General features: G+C 61.4%; 15 protein-coding genes. 5 read left to right on the forward strand and 10 right to left on the reverse strand.

From position 1 onward, the window contains the following. Positions 1-25: 25 nt before the first annotated feature. On the reverse strand, positions 26-316 hold the full coding sequence (locus DKY63_RS20950) for a hypothetical protein (protein ID WP_110965829.1): 291 nt from the start codon (positions 314-316) through the stop codon (positions 26-28). Positions 317-821: 505 nt separating this feature from the next. Here DKY63_RS20950 and DKY63_RS20955 point away from each other — a divergent pair. Both DKY63_RS20955 and DKY63_RS20960 read left to right on the forward strand, forming a co-directional pair. Next, positions 822-2,750, forward strand: a complete 1,929-nt coding sequence (locus tag DKY63_RS20955) for a RecQ family ATP-dependent DNA helicase (RefSeq protein ID WP_110965830.1) — start codon at positions 822-824, stop codon at positions 2,748-2,750. A 49-nt stretch (positions 2,751-2,799) separates the two neighbouring features. Continuing rightward, positions 2,800-3,219 (forward strand): acyl-CoA thioesterase, encoded by a 420-nt coding sequence (locus DKY63_RS20960; protein ID WP_110965831.1) that lies wholly within the window; start codon positions 2,800-2,802, stop codon positions 3,217-3,219. Positions 3,220-3,284: 65 nt separating this feature from the next. Here the strand turns inward: DKY63_RS20960 and DKY63_RS20965 are convergent, their stop codons facing one another. The 4 genes from DKY63_RS20965 to DKY63_RS20980 form a co-directional block, all read right to left on the reverse strand. Continuing rightward, positions 3,285-3,767: a glycine zipper domain-containing protein gene (locus DKY63_RS20965; RefSeq protein WP_110965832.1), complete on the reverse strand. Its 483-nt coding sequence runs from the start codon at positions 3,765-3,767 to the stop codon at positions 3,285-3,287. A 359-nt stretch (positions 3,768-4,126) separates the two neighbouring features. Beyond that, a complete protein-coding gene (locus DKY63_RS20970) occupies positions 4,127-6,475 on the reverse strand; it encodes an FdhF/YdeP family oxidoreductase (protein ID WP_110965833.1) in 2,349 nt (782 codons plus the stop codon). Beyond that, the gene (gene fdhD, locus DKY63_RS20975; RefSeq protein ID WP_110965834.1) at positions 6,472-7,311 is read right to left on the reverse strand and encodes a formate dehydrogenase accessory sulfurtransferase FdhD; all 840 of its coding nucleotides are present in this window, start codon (positions 7,309-7,311) and stop codon (positions 6,472-6,474) included. Before fdhD ends, DKY63_RS20970 begins: the two co-directional genes overlap by 4 nt. Positions 7,312-7,403: 92 nt before the next feature. Further along, the gene (locus DKY63_RS20980) at positions 7,404-8,291 is read right to left on the reverse strand and encodes a LysR family transcriptional regulator (protein WP_110965835.1); all 888 of its coding nucleotides are present in this window, start codon (positions 8,289-8,291) and stop codon (positions 7,404-7,406) included. A gap of 140 nt (positions 8,292-8,431) precedes the next feature. Between DKY63_RS20980 and lysM the strand changes: the two genes are divergently transcribed. Further along, positions 8,432-8,872 (forward strand): peptidoglycan-binding protein LysM, encoded by a 441-nt coding sequence (gene lysM / locus DKY63_RS20985; RefSeq protein WP_110965836.1) that lies wholly within the window; start codon positions 8,432-8,434, stop codon positions 8,870-8,872. Between the two features lie 128 nt (positions 8,873-9,000). On the opposite strand, the gene yrfG is transcribed toward lysM, so the two are convergent. Continuing rightward, positions 9,001-9,663, reverse strand: coding sequence for a GMP/IMP nucleotidase (gene yrfG, locus DKY63_RS20990; RefSeq protein ID WP_110965837.1), 663 nt, complete (start codon positions 9,661-9,663; stop codon positions 9,001-9,003). An 87-nt stretch (positions 9,664-9,750) separates the two neighbouring features. On the opposite strand from yrfG, the gene nudE reads away from it, so the two are divergent. Together nudE and cysQ are read left to right on the forward strand one after the other, a co-directional pair. After that, on the forward strand, positions 9,751-10,317 hold the full coding sequence (gene nudE / locus DKY63_RS20995; RefSeq protein ID WP_110965838.1) for an ADP compounds hydrolase NudE: 567 nt from the start codon (positions 9,751-9,753) through the stop codon (positions 10,315-10,317). After that, positions 10,314-11,141 carry a 3'(2'),5'-bisphosphate nucleotidase CysQ gene (gene cysQ, locus DKY63_RS21000; RefSeq protein ID WP_110965839.1) on the forward strand — a complete coding sequence of 276 codons (828 nt, stop codon included), beginning with the start codon at positions 10,314-10,316 and terminating at the stop codon, positions 11,139-11,141. The genes nudE and cysQ overlap by 4 nt, the downstream gene beginning before the upstream one ends. Before the next feature lie 79 nt (positions 11,142-11,220). Here the strand turns inward: cysQ and DKY63_RS21005 are convergent, their stop codons facing one another. Genes DKY63_RS21005 through rfbC form a run of 4 tightly spaced genes read right to left on the reverse strand, consistent with a single transcriptional unit; the run spans position 11,221 to position 15,498 of the window. After that, entirely contained in the window at positions 11,221-11,676 is a 456-nt protein-coding gene (locus tag DKY63_RS21005) for a YiiD C-terminal domain-containing protein (RefSeq protein WP_110965840.1), read from the reverse strand. Between the two features lie 40 nt (positions 11,677-11,716). Beyond that, entirely contained in the window at positions 11,717-13,111 is a 1,395-nt protein-coding gene (locus DKY63_RS21010) for a sigma-54-dependent transcriptional regulator (protein WP_110965841.1), read from the reverse strand. Further along, complete coding sequence (locus DKY63_RS21015) at positions 13,108-14,916, reverse strand: sensor histidine kinase (protein ID WP_110965842.1); 1,809 nt, start codon at positions 14,914-14,916, stop codon at positions 13,108-13,110. The genes DKY63_RS21010 and DKY63_RS21015 overlap by 4 nt, the downstream gene beginning before the upstream one ends. A 36-nt stretch (positions 14,917-14,952) precedes the next feature. Next, positions 14,953-15,498 (reverse strand): dTDP-4-dehydrorhamnose 3,5-epimerase, encoded by a 546-nt coding sequence (rfbC, locus tag DKY63_RS21020; protein WP_110965843.1) that lies wholly within the window; start codon positions 15,496-15,498, stop codon positions 14,953-14,955. Positions 15,499-15,572: the final 74 nt, after the last annotated feature.

A 15,572-nucleotide genomic window follows, 5' to 3' on the forward strand; every position in this document is an offset into this window, starting at 1 on the left:
AGAGCGGTCATCCATCGGGTGATGATCAACCGGCGCTTTTCGGGAGACGTTGCCGGGCAATGTCGAGAAGGTCGTTGCCGTCCTGGGTCAGCAAGTACAGGGCGCTGATGATGTTCGGGATATCGCTGGCGTCGGCTTGTTTGAAGCACAGGCAATACAGGGTTTCGAGCAGGTCGCTGGCGGCGCGGATGCGTTGGCGAGCGGCGTCGAGGATCTCGAACGGATCGGCTTCGGTGTCGATGACCAGCACCGCGGATTCGCTGTAACTGGATTTGAGCGGTCGGTAGCGGTTGGTCAGTGGATCGGCGTTGTTCATCGAGTGGGTCCTGAGCGAAATCGGCAAGTGTTTCCGGCAGGCCGAGACGCTGTTTTCAGCCGCGGCGAAGACTATAGATGGGTGTCTTCCGATGCGACAAGACGGCCGTGATGGACAGGTTTTGTAGGGATTTTGTCGGTTTTGAGGACGGGACTACACGTTGATGGCATTTCTTTGCCGCGTAACTGCCAAGGGTAAAAATACCTACGGGATTGTCAGACCATGCGTGGTCAGGTCCGTTTAATGCAGCTTCAGAAACTGTAGGTATTTTCGATTTTTTCGGTGATCGATATGGCCTCTTCGCGAGCAGGCTCGCTCCTACAATGGATCTGCCTGTGCCGGACCGCTGTGGGAGCGAGCCTGCTCGCGAAGCAATCTGTCAATCAGTCATCTCCCAAGCCACCCGCTGTATCATCCCGTATCGTTTCGCCCCCGACCTTTGCTCGACTCGCTGCCATCGCCGTCTAGGCTTTGGGCTTCGCAGCGGTCAACGGAGTGACAGCTTATGCACAACACCCTGGAACAGGTTTTCGGTTATCCACAGTTTCGGCCGGGTCAGGAGGCGGCCATCAGCGCGGTGCTGGCCGGGCGCTCGGCGGCGGCGATTTTCCCGACCGGTTCCGGTAAGTCCCTGTGCTACCAATTGCCGGCGGTCATGCTGTCGCACCTGACGCTGGTGGTTTCGCCGCTGTTGGCGCTGATGCAGGATCAACTGGCATTCCTTAAACGCCATGGCATTTCTGCGGGCAGTATTGATTCGGCACAGAGCCGCGACGAGGCCAGCGATGTCATGGCCCGCGCCAGGTCCGGGGAATTGAAGATCCTGATGATTTCCGTGGAGCGCCTGAAGAACGAGCGCTTCCGTAACTTCCTGCAGCAGGTACCGATTTCGCTGCTGGTGGTGGACGAGGCGCACTGCATTTCCGAATGGGGCCACAACTTCCGCCCTGACTACCTCAAGCTTCCTGACTATCAACACCAGTTCAACATCCCGCAAGTGTTGCTGTTGACGGCCACTGCAACGCCCCAGGTGATCGCCGACATGCAGGCCCGGTTCGCCATCGCTCCCGGGGACGTGGTGACCACCGGCTTCTATCGGTCGAACCTCAATCTATGGGTGGAACCGGTGCGCGGCCAGGACAAGCGCCGACGCCTTGTCGAATGGATGAGTCAGCGTCCGGGCCAGCCGAGCATCGTCTACGTCACCCTGCAAAAGACCGCCGAACACATCGCCGAGCACCTGCAGCGCAACGGCATTGCCGCCGAGGCCTATCACGCCGGTTTGCCCCACGAGCATCGCGAAGCGCTGCAGAAACGCTTCATGGACGGACTGTGCAACTGCATCGTCGCCACCATCGCCTTCGGCATGGGCATCGACAAGAGCGACATCCGCAACGTGGTGCATTTCGACCTGCCCAAATCCATCGAAAACTACAGCCAGGAAATCGGCCGTGCCGGACGTGACGGTCAGCCGTCCGACTGCCTGGTGCTTGCCAACCGTGACAGCCTCAACGTGCTGGAAAACTTCGTCTACGGTGATACGCCAGAACTGGACGGCATCCGTCATGTGCTCGACGAGTTGCAAGCAAGCGCGCCGGAGGGGCAGTGGGAGTTTCTGCTGGGACCATTGGCTGACAACAGCAACATCCGCCAGCTGCCGCTCAAGACCTTGCTGGTGCAGCTGGAGCTGCGTGGGATCATCGCCCCGCGTTACGCCTACTACGCCGAGTACCGATTCAAATACCTTGAGGAGCCTGAAGTGTTGCTGGCCCGTTTCGAAGGCGAGCGCAGGGATTTCGTCGCGGCGATCATCCAGACCTCCACCCGCGCTCGTACCTGGGCCACGGTGAATTTCGAGACCTTGTACGAACAGCATCGAGCCGAGCGCGATCGGGTGGTCAGGGCGCTGGATTACTTCCAGGAGAAAGGCTGGGTAGAACTTGAAAGCAAGCTGATGACCGAGGTCTACAGCCTGCTGCGCAGTGATTTCGACAGCGCTGCATTGAGCGAAGAACTGCACGCTTACTTCACCCGGCATGAACAGACCGAAGTCGCGCGGATACACGCCATGCTCGATCTGTTCGCCACCGATCGCTGCCTGGGTTTTCGACTGGCCGAATATTTCGGCGACCACGATGCGCCGCTGCAGTGCGGACACTGTTCGGTGTGCCACGGACAGGTGGCCCATCTGCCAGAGCCTCCCGCGTTACCGGCGCTTGTGGATAAGAATTTCGAGGCGTTGTGCCACGAATTTATCCACAGGCATGAGCAACACACCGGGCATGCGCCGTCGGCGCAGCGGCTGACGCGGTTCCTCTGCGGAATCAGCGTGCCGTTGTTCACCAAGCTGAAGGCGCGGACGATTACGGGGTATGCCGTGCTGGAAGATTACCCCTATGCCGAAGTAAGGTCGTGGGCTCAGGCGCACCTCTAACCTGTGCAGGCGCTACGATCTTTTGTTCTTTTTCTCAGGAACCAACCCGATGCCCCAACGTACCGAATACCCGCATTTCCAGCCCATCACCACCCGCTGGCACGACAACGATGCCTACGGTCACGTCAACAATGTTACCTACTACAGCTTCTTCGACACGGCGGTGAATACCTACCTGATCGAGGTCGGTGGCCTGGATATTCACGAGGGTGAGGTGGTGGGTTTCGTGGTGAGTTCCACCTGCGACTACTTTGCTTCCATCGCCTTTCCGGACCGAATCGAGATCGGCCTGCGGGTGGGCAAGCTGGGTAATAGTTCGGTGCAGTATGAGCTGGCGGTTTTCAAGCAAGGTGAAGACGAAGCTTGTGCAGCGGGGCGCTTCGTCCATGTATTCGTCGATCGTGCGTCGAACCAGCCGGTGACGATTCCAAGCGGGTTGCGCGGGGCCCTGGAGCGTCTGGTGGTTTAGGCCAGGCAAAAAAAATCGCAGCCCTCGGGCTGCGATTTTTTTACCTGCGCGTGAAACCGCTTTGATTAGTCGCGGTGGCGCCAGTATTTGTGGTGCTTGCGGTGGCCATAATGGTGGCCACGGTCGTGACGGTAATCGTCACGGTAGTAGCGACGGCCGCCGCGACGATCATCATCGTCGTCTTCATCGGCTTTGTTGCCCATGTAGTTACCCAGCGCGCCACCAGCGCCGCCGCCGGCTGCGGAGCCGATCAGGCTGCCGGTGGTACCGCCCATGCTGCGGCCAACGACGTTACCGCCTGCCGCGCCCAGCGCACCACCAATGGCGGCTTCGCCACGGCTGTGTTTGTTTGCGCCGACGGCGCTACCACCCGCGCCGCCCAAGGCTGCGCCGATGGTGGAACCTGTATTGCCGCCAAGCGACTGGCCGACGACCGAGCCTAGAACCCCGCCCAATGCGCCGCCCACACCTGCTTCGGTGGTGCCGCCAGCAGAGGCAAAGCCACTGACCAGGCCAAGGGACAACAAGAGAATCGAGGAGAACTTCATGGAGGAACCTCAAGGGGATGACGGCGCGATCCTGAGGCTGTGTCATGGGTGTGACAATCGAAATCCGACGAGTAACACGACTTGAGCACATTTCTATAAGTTACTGTTTTTTAGACGGAACTTAATGGTTTTTCGCCGGTCTTTAACTACTTCGGAATGGCCGTTTTTGTGAAAAAACGGCCTTTTTTGTGGGCGTTTGGAAAGTGATTGCATCAGCTTTGAAATGATCTTTGACAGGTCAAACGCCATCGCGGGCAAGCCATGCTCCCACAGGATTTGTGTCGTGCATGGAAAATGCGTACGACACAAATCCTGTGGGAGCATGGCTTGCCCGCGAAGAGGCCGGACCTGCTATCTCATCAAGCCGACCTGGCCAGAATCAACCCACTCTCACTCGCCGCTTCCAGCCGGATCGCCACGAACTTCGACGTCGGCGTATGGCTGCCATCCCCAGTACTTTCCAGCGGCACCAGCGGATTCACTTCCGGATAGTACGCCGCCGCCTGCCCGGCCGGGATATCAAACGCCAAAAGCGTGAAGCCTTTCACCCGACGCTCGACGCCATCGTCCCACAGCGAAACGATGTCGGCCTTCTGGCCCGGCTTGAAGCCCAGGCGAATGATGTCGGCCTCGTTGACGAACAACACATCGCGCTGACCCTTGACCCCGCGATAACGGTCGTTGAGGCCATAGATCGTGGTGTTGTATTGGTCGTGGGAGCGCATCGACTGCAGGATCAGATCCGGCTGTACGCCCGTGGAGCGCGTGCGTTCGTGGATCAGGTCCTTTGGCAGCTCGTTGGGACGGAAGTTGGCCCGGCCTGAAGCGGTGGCCCACTTGCGCGCGCCGGCGGTGTTGCCGAGATAGAAGCCACCCTTGTTCTTGAGCTTCTCGTTGAAGTCCTTGAAGTTGGGGATGGTGTCGGCAATCAGGTCGCGAATACGGCTGTAGTCCGCCACCAGCCAGTTCCAGTCCACCGGGTGGTTGCCCAACGTCGCTGCGGCGATGCCGGCCAGGATCGCCGGCTCCGAGCGCATCTGGTTCGACAGCGGCTCTAGCTGGCCGTTGGACGCGTGGACCATGCTGAAGGAGTCTTCGACGGTCACCGCCTGTGGCCCTTCGGTCTGGCGGTCGATGTCGGTGCGGCCCAGGCACGGCAGGATCAGTGCGTCTTTACCGTGGGTCAGATGGCTGCGGTTGAGCTTGGTGCTGATCTGCACGGTCAGGTCGCAGTTGCGCAGGGCCTGGAACGTGCGTGGGCTGTCAGGAGTGGCCTGGGCGAAGTTGCCGCCCAGGGCAATAAACACCTTGGCTCGACCTTCGGCCATGGCATGGATCGCCTCGACCACGTTGTGGCCGTTCTCACGGGGTACCTTGAACTGGAAACGACGCTCCAGCGCATCGAGGAAGACCGCTGGCGGGCGTTCGTTGATACCCATGGTCCGGTCACCCTGCACGTTACTGTGGCCACGCACCGGACACAGACCGGCACCCGGCCGGCCAATGTTGCCGCGCAGCAGCTGCAGGTTGGCCAGCTCCTGGATGGTCGCCACCGAGTGGCGATGCTGGGTGATGCCCATCGCCCAGCACATGATGACGTTCTTGCTCTTGGCGTACATGCGCGCCGCTTGCTCGATTTCAACCAGGGTCAGGCCCGACTGCTCGACGATCTGCTCCCATGGCGTCTCGTCGATGACCGCCAGGTATTCCAGAACGTTGGCGCTGTGTTCGTTGAGGAAGTCGTGATCGAACACCGCCGGGGCACCGGTTTTCTGCGCCTCGCGCTCCCATTGCAGCAGGAACTTGGCCATGCCGCGCATGATCGCCATGTCACCGCCCAGTGCCGGGCGGAAGTAGGCGGTGTTGGTTGGCTTGTCGCCGTTGGTGAGCATTTCGATCGGGTGCTGCGGATGCTGGAAGCGCTCCAGTCCCCGTTCCTTCAAAGGATTGATGCACACCACCTGGGCACCGCGTTTCACCGCTTCTCGCAACGGTTCGAGCATCCGTGGGTGGTTGGTGCCGGGGTTCTGGCCCCAGACGAATATCGCATCGGCGTGTTCGAAGTCATCGAAGGTCACGGTGCCTTTGCCCACGCCAACACTCTGCGACAGCGCGACGCCGCTGGCCTCGTGGCACATGTTCGAGCAGTCGGGAAAGTTGTTGGTGCCATAGGCGCGCACGAACAATTGATAGAGAAACGCCGCTTCGTTGCTGGCACGTCCCGAGGTGTAGAACTCGGCCTGATCCGGGCTCGGCAGAGCGCGCAGGTGCTTGGCGATCAGGGCGAAGGAGTCGTCCCAACTGATGGGCTGGTAGCGATCGGTTTCGGCGTTGTACACCAGCGGTTCGGTCAGGCGGCCCTGATACTCAAGCCAGTAGTCGCTCTGCTCCAGCAATGAGGTGACGCTGTGCTTGGCGAAGAATTTGCCGTCGACACGACGCTTGGTCGCTTCCCAGTTCACCGCCTTGGCGCCGTTCTCGCAGAACGCCACCATGCCGGCTTCCAGCGAGTCACCCCAGGCGCAACCGGGGCAGTCGAAACCACCGTTCTTGTTGGTCTTGAGCATCATGCGCAGGTTTTTCAGCGCGTTGTCGCTGGTCAACCAGGCCTGGGCAACGCTGATCAGCGCGCCCCAGCCACCGGCCGGGCCTTTGTAGGGTTTGTAACGGGGAACGGGTGTCTGGTCGGCTTGACGGTGTTGACTCACGCTTGGTTCTCCAAAGCCGGGCTGTAGACCCGCGGCGCATTCTTTTGTGGCAGATGAATGAGATTGAGGTTGTGGCGACGGGCCCATTGCACGGCAAGGCCCGTGGGCGACGACAGGCTAACGAGGGTCTGGATGCCTGCACGCAGCACTTTCTGGATCAGTTCGAGGCTGCAGCGGCTGGTGACAATCGCCAGGCCGCCAGCCATCGGGATGTTGCGGCGGATCAGCCCGCCAATCAGCTTGTCGAGGGCGTTGTGTCGGCCAATGTCTTCACGACCGAGCAACAGCTCACCCTGGTCGTTCATGAATACCGCCGCATGCACCGCGCCGCTGTACTGGCCCAGGGGCTGGAAGGCGCCGATCCGCTGGCGCAGGCCCTCGAGCCATTCGGCCGGCGGCAAGGGCGCGCCGGGCAGCACTTTCAGCTCGGGCAATGCTTGCTCGACCGCTTCCACGCCACAGAGCCCGCAACCGCTGGTGCCGGCCATTTGCCGACGTTGCTGCTTGAGATTCCAGAACGCACGGTTGGCGATGGTCACTTGCGCGTATTGCGCCGATCCCGAGCCGGTCAGTTGCAGGTCATAAATGTCATTGGCGTCCTCGATGATGCCGCTGCCGAGGCTGAAACCGACGATGAAATCTTCAAGGTCGGTCGGCGTCACCAGCATTACCGCCTGGCTGATGCCGTTGTAGGCGATCGACAGTGCCACTTCCTCGGCCAGCGCGGTGCTGGTCGATTCCGTGTTTTCGAGGTTGCTGTAGCTGTAGGACTGGCTGGCAGCAGGCGCGGGCGTTTCTACGGCGGGCGCCGGGCAGGAAGGGCGCTGGGTGTCCATGGCATCACCGAGGGTTTGATCAGGTTTAAGACTAGGCGCGTCAACTTGTCGCGTCTAATCGCTAATACTGATCTACCGATAGATGCCGTCGATCAAGCGCCTGCCAGCGATTGCTGATAAATCGCGAAACAGGCTTCCGCCAGCGCTGATCGTGGCGCGCTTCGGCGCATGATCAACCCCAGCCGGCCGAGGGTCTGGGCGTTCTCGATGGGTTGCAGGCGCAAATCATCGGTCAGGCTTTCCAGGCCGCTGTCCAATGGCATGATCGCGCAGCACAAGCCGCCATGCACCGCCTGCAGCAGCTGATGCACGGCATCGGTTTGCAGCAGGGGGCGGGGTGTGAGGCCACGGCTGTGGAAGTTGTGGTCGATGGACTGGCGAAAGTGCATGCCGCTGGTCAGCATGCCCAGCGGTAGCTCGATCAGCGATTCCCAGCTCAGCGGCGCCTCGCCGAAGTTGAAAAAACGGTGATCGTAGAGTAAGCCCATGCGGGCCTCGCTGAACGTGAGCGAATCGAAGTGCTCGGTATCCAGGCGCTCCAGGTACGACACACCGAGGTCCAGGCGGTTGTTCGCCAATTGCTCGAGGATTTGCTCGGAACTGAGCGAGGACAACTCGAAGCGCAGGTTCGGGTGCTCGGCGTGCAGGCGTTGCAACAGCGGCAACGGGTCGAAGCTCGACAGCGGCACCACGCCCAGGCGCAGGGTGCCGACCAGATTGCCGCGACAGGCCGCCGCTTCAGCGTACAAACCGTCATAGGCCGCCAGCACTGTGCGCGCCCAGGCCAGCACCCGTTCGCCTGGAGCGGTAAAACCTTCGAAGCGCTGCCCGCGATTGACCAACGGCAGATCGAGCTCTTCTTCGAGGCTGCGCAAGCGCATGGACAAGGTTGGCTGGGTAATGTGACAGCGCGCGGCGGCCTGGCCGAAGTGCCGGGTTTCGTCCAGAGCGATGAGGAATTTCAGCTGCTTGATGTCCATCTTCGCTCCAGGGAAACGGGAAAGCTGCGGATTCTATCGTTAGGGGCGAAGCCGCGTCATTGGTCGGGTTGGATCCGTGCCTTGGATGGGTGGTCTAGGCTTTTGCGTCTGGACAACTAACTTTCCAGGGAGAGCAAACGATGAGTCTTTTAAGCTTTGTGAAAGAGGCAGGCGAAAAACTGCTGGATCTGTTGACGCCCGGTAACGCCAATGCCAGTGAGCAGTTGAAAGATCACATCAGTAAGGTTGGCCTGGGTAATCCGAACGTACAGGCGACGGTAGATGGCGACAAAGTCACTGTGACCGGCGAGGTAGGCAGTCAGGAGGAGAAAGAAAAAATCCTGCTGGCAGTGGGCAATATTGCCGGAGTCGGCAGCGTGGATGATCAGATCACCGTGACCGGGCCAGTGGTGAAGGCTGCCGTATTTGTCACCGTTGTGAAGGGCGACACCCTCAGCGCCATTTCCAAGCGCGTGTATGGAGATGCCAACCTGTACAACAAGATCTTTGAAGCCAACAAACCGATGTTGTCCCATCCGGACAAGATCTATCCGGGGCAGTCATTGCGGATTCCCGAGTAAGGCTTGAGACCGCATGAAGGCCATCGCGGGCAAGCCTTGCTCCCACAGGATTTGTGTCGTTCACAAATGATGTTCACGACACAGTACTTGTGGGAGCAAGGCTTGCCCGCGATGGCCGCGCCTCGGTCTCACAGCCCGGTAATCAAATCCCGATAATCCCCCACCGCCGCAAACTCCGCCGTGTCCTTCGGCCCCTTGCGGCTGTCCGGCTCGCGCACTGCCAGCAAATGCGCCACGCCGAAATTTCGTGCACTGCGCAATATCGGCAAGGTGTCATCGATGAACAGGCTGCGCGCCGGGTCGAAATCGATGTCCGCCTGCAACGCGTCCCAGAACTGTGGGTTTTCCTTGGGGAAGCCGTAATCGTGAGAGCTGATCAAACGCTCGAAGTACGGAGCCAGTTCAATTCTCTCCAACTTCAGCGACAGTGAGTCGCGATGGGCGTTGGTGATCAGAATCACGCGTTTACCGGCCTGTTTGATTGCCTCCAGGAACGTGTCCGCATCCGGGCGTAAAGCAATCAGGTGGGCGGTTTCCAGTTTCAATTCGCGCACCGGCAGTTTCAGTTCGGCACTCCAGAAATCCAGGCAGTACCACTGCAGCTGACCGGCGTTGCGTTCGAACAGCGGCTGCAACTCCAGCTCGGCCATGGCCCGGCTGACCCCGTGCAATTCGGCGTAGCGCCGGGGCAAGTGCTCCAGCCAGAAATGGTTGTCGAAGTGCAGGTCCAACAGCGTGCCGTCCATGTCCAGCAGGACGGTGTCGATGTCAGGCCACGGTAATAAAGGCATGGCAGTGTCTCGGGCAATAGATGGATATCTGGCGTAAACAATCGGAAAGCCGCGTTATAGTAGCGCGTTCACGCCAAGGAGCTTTGCATGCGCCAGAAACCCACCGTCCTCGCCCGCGAGATCGTTGCCACCAGTCGCTTGTTCTGCGTCGAAGAGCTCAAGCTGCGCTTTTCCAATGGCGTGGAGCGTACCTATGAGCGTTTGGTCGGCAAAGGCGCAGGCTACGGCGCGGTGATGGTCGTGGCGATGCTCGATGCCGATCATGCGGTGCTGGTCGAAGAGTACTGCGGCGGTACCGATGAATACGAACTGTCGCTGCCCAAGGGCCTGATCGAACCGGGCGAAGATGTGCTGGCGGCGGCGGAGCGTGAACTCAAGGAAGAGGCCGGTTTTGGCGCGCGGCAGCTGGAGCATTTGACCGAGTTGTCGTTGTCGCCTGGTTACATGAGCCAGAAAATCCAGGTGGTACTGGCCACCGACCTCTACGAAGAACGCCTGGAAGGTGACGAGCCCGAGCCGATGGGCCTGGGCAAGGTCAACCTTCGGGAGTTGTCGGCGCTGGCTCAAAATCCGCAGTTCACCGAAGGTCGTGCCTTGGCGGCGTTGTACCTGGCCCGAGATTTGTTGACCCAACGCGGAGTGTTTCTGCCATGAATTTCCCTCACCCATTGATGACGCCTGTGATTGAGCTGGCCTTGAAGGCTGGCGATGCGATCCTGCCGTTCTGGCGCATCAATACCGAAGTGACTGCCAAGGCCGACGATTCGCCGGTCACCGCCGCCGATCTGGCCGCCCATCACGTGATAGTGGCCGGGCTGACGGCGCTGGACCCCAGCATCCCGGTGCTGTCCGAAGAAGACGCCAACATCCCTCAGGACGTACGCGCCGGCTGGCAACGCTGGTGGCTGGTCGACCCGCTGGACGGCACCAAGGAATTTATCTCTGGCAGCGAAGAGTTCACCGTCAACATTGCCCTGATCGAGCAGGGGCGCGTGGTGTTTGGCGTGGTTTCGATGCCGACCAACGGCCGGTTTTATGTGGGCGGCGCCGGATTGGGTGCATGGCGCGGCGACAAGGGTACCGAGCCGCAACCGATTCAGGTTCGTGACGTGCCACCGAGGGGGGCCGCGTTCACGGTGGTCGCCAGCCGCCGCCATTCCAGCCCGGAGCAGGAGCGCTTGCTCGCCGGCTTGAGTGCCGGCCTGGGTGAGCTGGAATTGGCGAACATCGGCAGCTCGCTGAAGTTCTGTCTGGTGGCCGAAGGGGCGGCCGACTGTTATCCGCGCCTGGCGCCGACTTCCCAGTGGGACACGGCGGCAGCACAAGGCGTGCTGGAAGGGGCGGGCGGTGATGTGCTGGATCTGGACGGTGAACCGTTCAGCTATCCGGCGCGGGAATCGTTGTTGAACGGGTTTTTCCTGGCGTTGCCGGCGAAAGCGGCGTGGCGGGAGACGTTGCTGGAATTGGCGCGTTCGTAACCTTCGCAAGTCGCAGTCAATTCTGCGAAATCCCTGTGGGAGCGAGCTTGCTCCCACAGGTTTTTGTAGATATCCCAGGTTACCGGTGCAGGACGTACTGCCCGACAAACCTCACCGCATCCTCATCACTCCCCGCATTCACCACCCGCGTATTCAGGGTCAGGCGCGCCCGCCCGTAGCGCTGATACATCGCCAGAAACTTCTTCCACACCTGCGCGTTCGGCGCCGGGCAGATGGCATGGGCATCGCCCGTCACCGGCAGCGGATAGTTGATCTGCCCTTCCTGGATCACGATGTGCCCGTCGGTGATGCCTTCCTCCTTCAAGCGCAGATGCATCCAGCCCCAGCCGGCCAGTACCGCGCCGCAATACAGGCTGCCGCCGAACATGGTGCTTTTGTGGTTGACGTTGGCATCCAGCGGCAAGTGCAGGCGCAGTTGCTGATCGTGCCAGTCGAGCACTTTGAGGCCCATGTCCCGGGTGAGGGGGATGTCGTGGTGGAGGACGGATTCCAGTTGACGACTGTCGCGGCTCATTCAGCAGCCTCTTGTGTGCAAGGGTTGATGGGACGGTAGCTCAATCGAGTTCTTCGCTGTGGCTGGCAGCACCGCTGTCGGCGAAGCTCAGGCCGTGTTTGCGCAGTTTGTCGTGCAAGGTCTTGCGCGGAATGCCCAGGGCTTCTGCGACGCTGCGCAAGGAGCTGTGCGAGCGCGCCAGCTCGGCGGCAATCAGGGTCTTTTCGAAGTTTTCCACTTGCTCGCTCAGGCCGCCGTTGACCATTTCCACGAGGGTCCCGGCGGCGCCCTGAGCCTCGTTGTTGTCCAGCGCCAGTTCCAGGCCAAGGGCAAAGCGTTCCGCGGCGTTCTGCAATTCGCGTACGTTGCCGGGCCAGGCGTGGCGCAACAGCAGCGCGCGTTGCCCCGGTTGCAGCTCGTGGGGCGGCAAGCCATGGCGTGCGCTGGCCTCGTCGGCAAAGTGCTGGAACAGCACCAGCGCATCTTCGCCACGCTCGCGCAGCGGTGGAATGCGCAGTGGCGCGACGTTCAGACGGTAATACAGGTCGGCGCGGAAACGCCCCTGATCGGCGGCCTGGCGCAGGTCTTCCTTGGTGGCGGCGATGATGCGGATGTCCAGCGGGATCAACTGATTGCCGCCGAGGCGCTCGACCACACGTTCCTGCAGCAGGCGTAGCAGTTTCACCTGCACATCCAGGCTCATGCTCTCGATTTCGTCGAGGAACAACGTGCCGCCGTTGGCGAATTCGAACTTGCCGATACGCCGCTTCTGCGCCCCGGTGAAGGCGCCGGGTTCGTGACCGAATAATTCGCTCTCGACCACCGACTCGGCCAGGGCGCCTGCGTTGATCGCCACGAACGGGCCGTTTCGGCGGCTCGACAAATCGTGCAGTGCCCGGGCCACCACCTCTTTACCGGCACCGGTTTCGCCGAGGATCAAAACGTCCGCCTTGGTCGCTGCCAAAGCGCCGATCTGCTCGCGCAGTCGCGACATCGAGGGCGATTGCCCGACCAGCCGTGCGCTCAGCTCATTGCGATCGCTCAGGGCCAGCCGCAGGCTGCGGTTATCCAGCACCAGGCGGCGCAGGGCCAAGGCACGGCGCACGCTGTCGAGCAGGGCGTCGCTGGAGAAGGGTTTTTCCAGAAAGTCGTAGGCCCCGGCACGCATCGCTTGCACGGCCAACGGCACGTCACCGTGTCCGGTGATCAGCAATACCGGCAGCTCCGGGTCCTGGGCATGCAGTTCGGTGAGCAACTCGATGCCGTCCATGCCGGGCATGCGAATGTCACTGACCACCACCCCCGGCCAGTCACGCTCCACTTGCGCGGCCAGCCCCTTGGCCTGAGCCAGCGACAGAACCTTCAGGCCGGCCAGATCGAGGGTCTGGCTCAGGGCCTGGAGCAAGTGGGGATCGTCGTCGATCATCACCACCTGAATGTGATTGTCGATGGTCATGCACTTCGGTCCTCGGACGGTTGCAGGCTTACACCCGGTGCGCCTGCGCGCAGTTTCAAAGTAATCAGCGCGCCGCCTTCCTTGTGGTTGGCGAACGACAGTTCGCCGCCGAAGGCACGCATCAGGGTCTCGCAGATCGCCAATCCCAGGCCAAGCCCCTGGGTGCGGGTCTTGGTGGTGTAGAAGGGCTCGCTGGCGCGGCCAAGGGCCTCCATGCAGAAACCGGGGCCGTTGTCGCGAATGTACAGGTTGACGCCATCGGCGCTGGATTGGGCACTCAGCCAGAGTTTGCGCGGCGGGCCTTTTTCCGTGAGGGCATCCAGGGCGTTGGCCAGCAGATTGCCGAGCACCTGGCGCAAGCGGGTTTCACCAGCCTCGACCCACAGCGTCGCGGCGGGCAAGTCGCGGATCAATTCCACGTCCATGCTGCGCCGGCGCTTGGCCAACAGGGCCAGGGCGTCGTCCAGCGCCGGTTGCAGGGCGACGCTTTCCGGGGCGTGGCGGTCGCGCCGGGCAAAGGCGCGCAAGTGGGCGATGATTGAGGACATGCGCCCGGTCAGCTCGCTGATCAACTTGAGGTTGCCGCGGGCGTCGTCGGTGCGCTGATGATCGAGCAACACTTCGGCGTTTTCCGCGTAGCTGCGAATGGCGGCCAGCGGTTGGTTGAGTTCGTGGCTGATGCTCGCCGACATGGTGCCCAGCGCCGACAGTTTGCCGGCCTGCACCAGATCATCCTGGGCGCGCACCAGCTCTTGTTGCGCCTGCTCGCGTTCCAACACTTCCTGTTTGAGGCGCCGGTTGAGGCCTTCCAGGTCGCTGGTGCGTTCGGCGACCCGGTCTTCCAGCTCTCGTCGGGCCTTGGCTTCGAAGGCGATGCGCTCCAGGTAATGTCGGCGGCGCTGCATCATCAGGCCGAGCAACAGCATCACCACCAACAGGGTTGCGCCGCCAATCGCCACCACGGTGCGCACCGGGCGGTCGATCAGGGTTCGGGGGGCGAGGATGCTGACGTTCCAGCCGGTTTCCGCCATGGTCTGGGTCTGGGTCAGCCAGGCCTTGGGATTGAGCTTCAGGGGCTTGGGCTCGCGGGTCGGGTAGGGCTGGATCGCGCTGATGGCCAAGCGTTCGTCTTCGCTCAAGGGGCGAGTTGCGCGAAAGCGCCATTCCGGTCGCGAAGTGAGGATGACCACGCCGTTGTGATCGGTCAGCAGCAGTTGTTCCGGAGTTTTGCCCCACAGGCTTTCGGTGTGGTCGAGGTCAACCTTGACCACCAGCACGCCGGTGATTTTCTCGCCGTTGCGCACGGCGGCGGCAAAGAAGTAACCGCGTTTGGCGGACGTGGTGCCCAGCCCGAAAAAGCGCCCGAGCCGCCCGGCCATGGCTTCGCTGAAATACGGCCTGAAGGAAAAATTACGCCCGACGAAACTGTCATGTTTATCCCAGTTGGAGGCCGCCAGAGTCTTGCCGGTGGTGTCCATCAGGTACATGACTTCGGCACCGGTCTGGGTGCTGATGTTTTTTAACAGTCGGTTGGCATTGCCCTGGGTGACGCTATCGTCCGGTGCGCCCAGCACGGCGCGCAGGGCCGGCAGGTCGCCGAGAATCTGCGGCAGCACTTCATAACGGTGCAGGGTACCCAAGAGGTTGGCGACGTAGAGGTCCAGGGTCTGGCGATTCTGCCCGGCCAGTTCGCTGCGGTAATAGCGCTCGGCCAGATGCTCCAGCGGCCACAGCAACGGCGCCAGGCACAGCGCGAGCAAGGCCAGGCTGCGCCAGCGGGGTCTGCGAGGAAGGTTTGCACTCATGGGCATCGGGCGCCTTTGCGGATGGGCACAGTATGGCTAGGCAAAGGTGTCGGCGTCCTTGAACAGTGCCGCGCTCTGATCCTTGGCTGATAGTAGCGGTGCGCCGTCCAGCTGCCAGTCGATGGCCAGGTCCGGGTCGTCCCAGCGCAGGGAGCGCTCGGCTTGAGGGTCGTAATAGTCCGTGGTCTTGTAAAGCACCTCGGCCGTTTCGCTCAACGCCACAAAGCCGTGGGCGAAACCCTCGGGAACCCACAGCTGGCGATGGTCTGCGGCGCTCAGGCGCACCGTGAGCCATTGACCGAAATGCGCCGAGCTGCGGCGCATGTCCACCACCACGTCCAGCACTTCGCCACTGATCACGCGAACCAGTTTGCCCTGGGGTGTTTCCAGTTGGTAATGCAGGCCGCGCAGCACGCCCTTGCGCGAGCGCGAATGGTTGTCCTGGACGAAGGTCGCCTGTGCGCCGGTGGCATGGGCGAAGGCATCGGCGTTGAAGCTTTCGAAAAAGAAACCACGATCGTCCTCAAACACCCGGGGCTCGATGATCAAAATACCGGGTAGCTCGGTGGCAATGACATTCATGGTTTTCTCCGACGGTTGGCATGCTGGGCGACATTCTTGCGCAAAGCGTCGCCGGGTGCGAGTCACCACTGGGC

This window comes from Pseudomonas putida, assembly GCF_003228315.1.
GTDB classification, from domain to species: domain Bacteria; phylum Pseudomonadota; class Gammaproteobacteria; order Pseudomonadales; family Pseudomonadaceae; genus Aquipseudomonas; species Aquipseudomonas putida_S.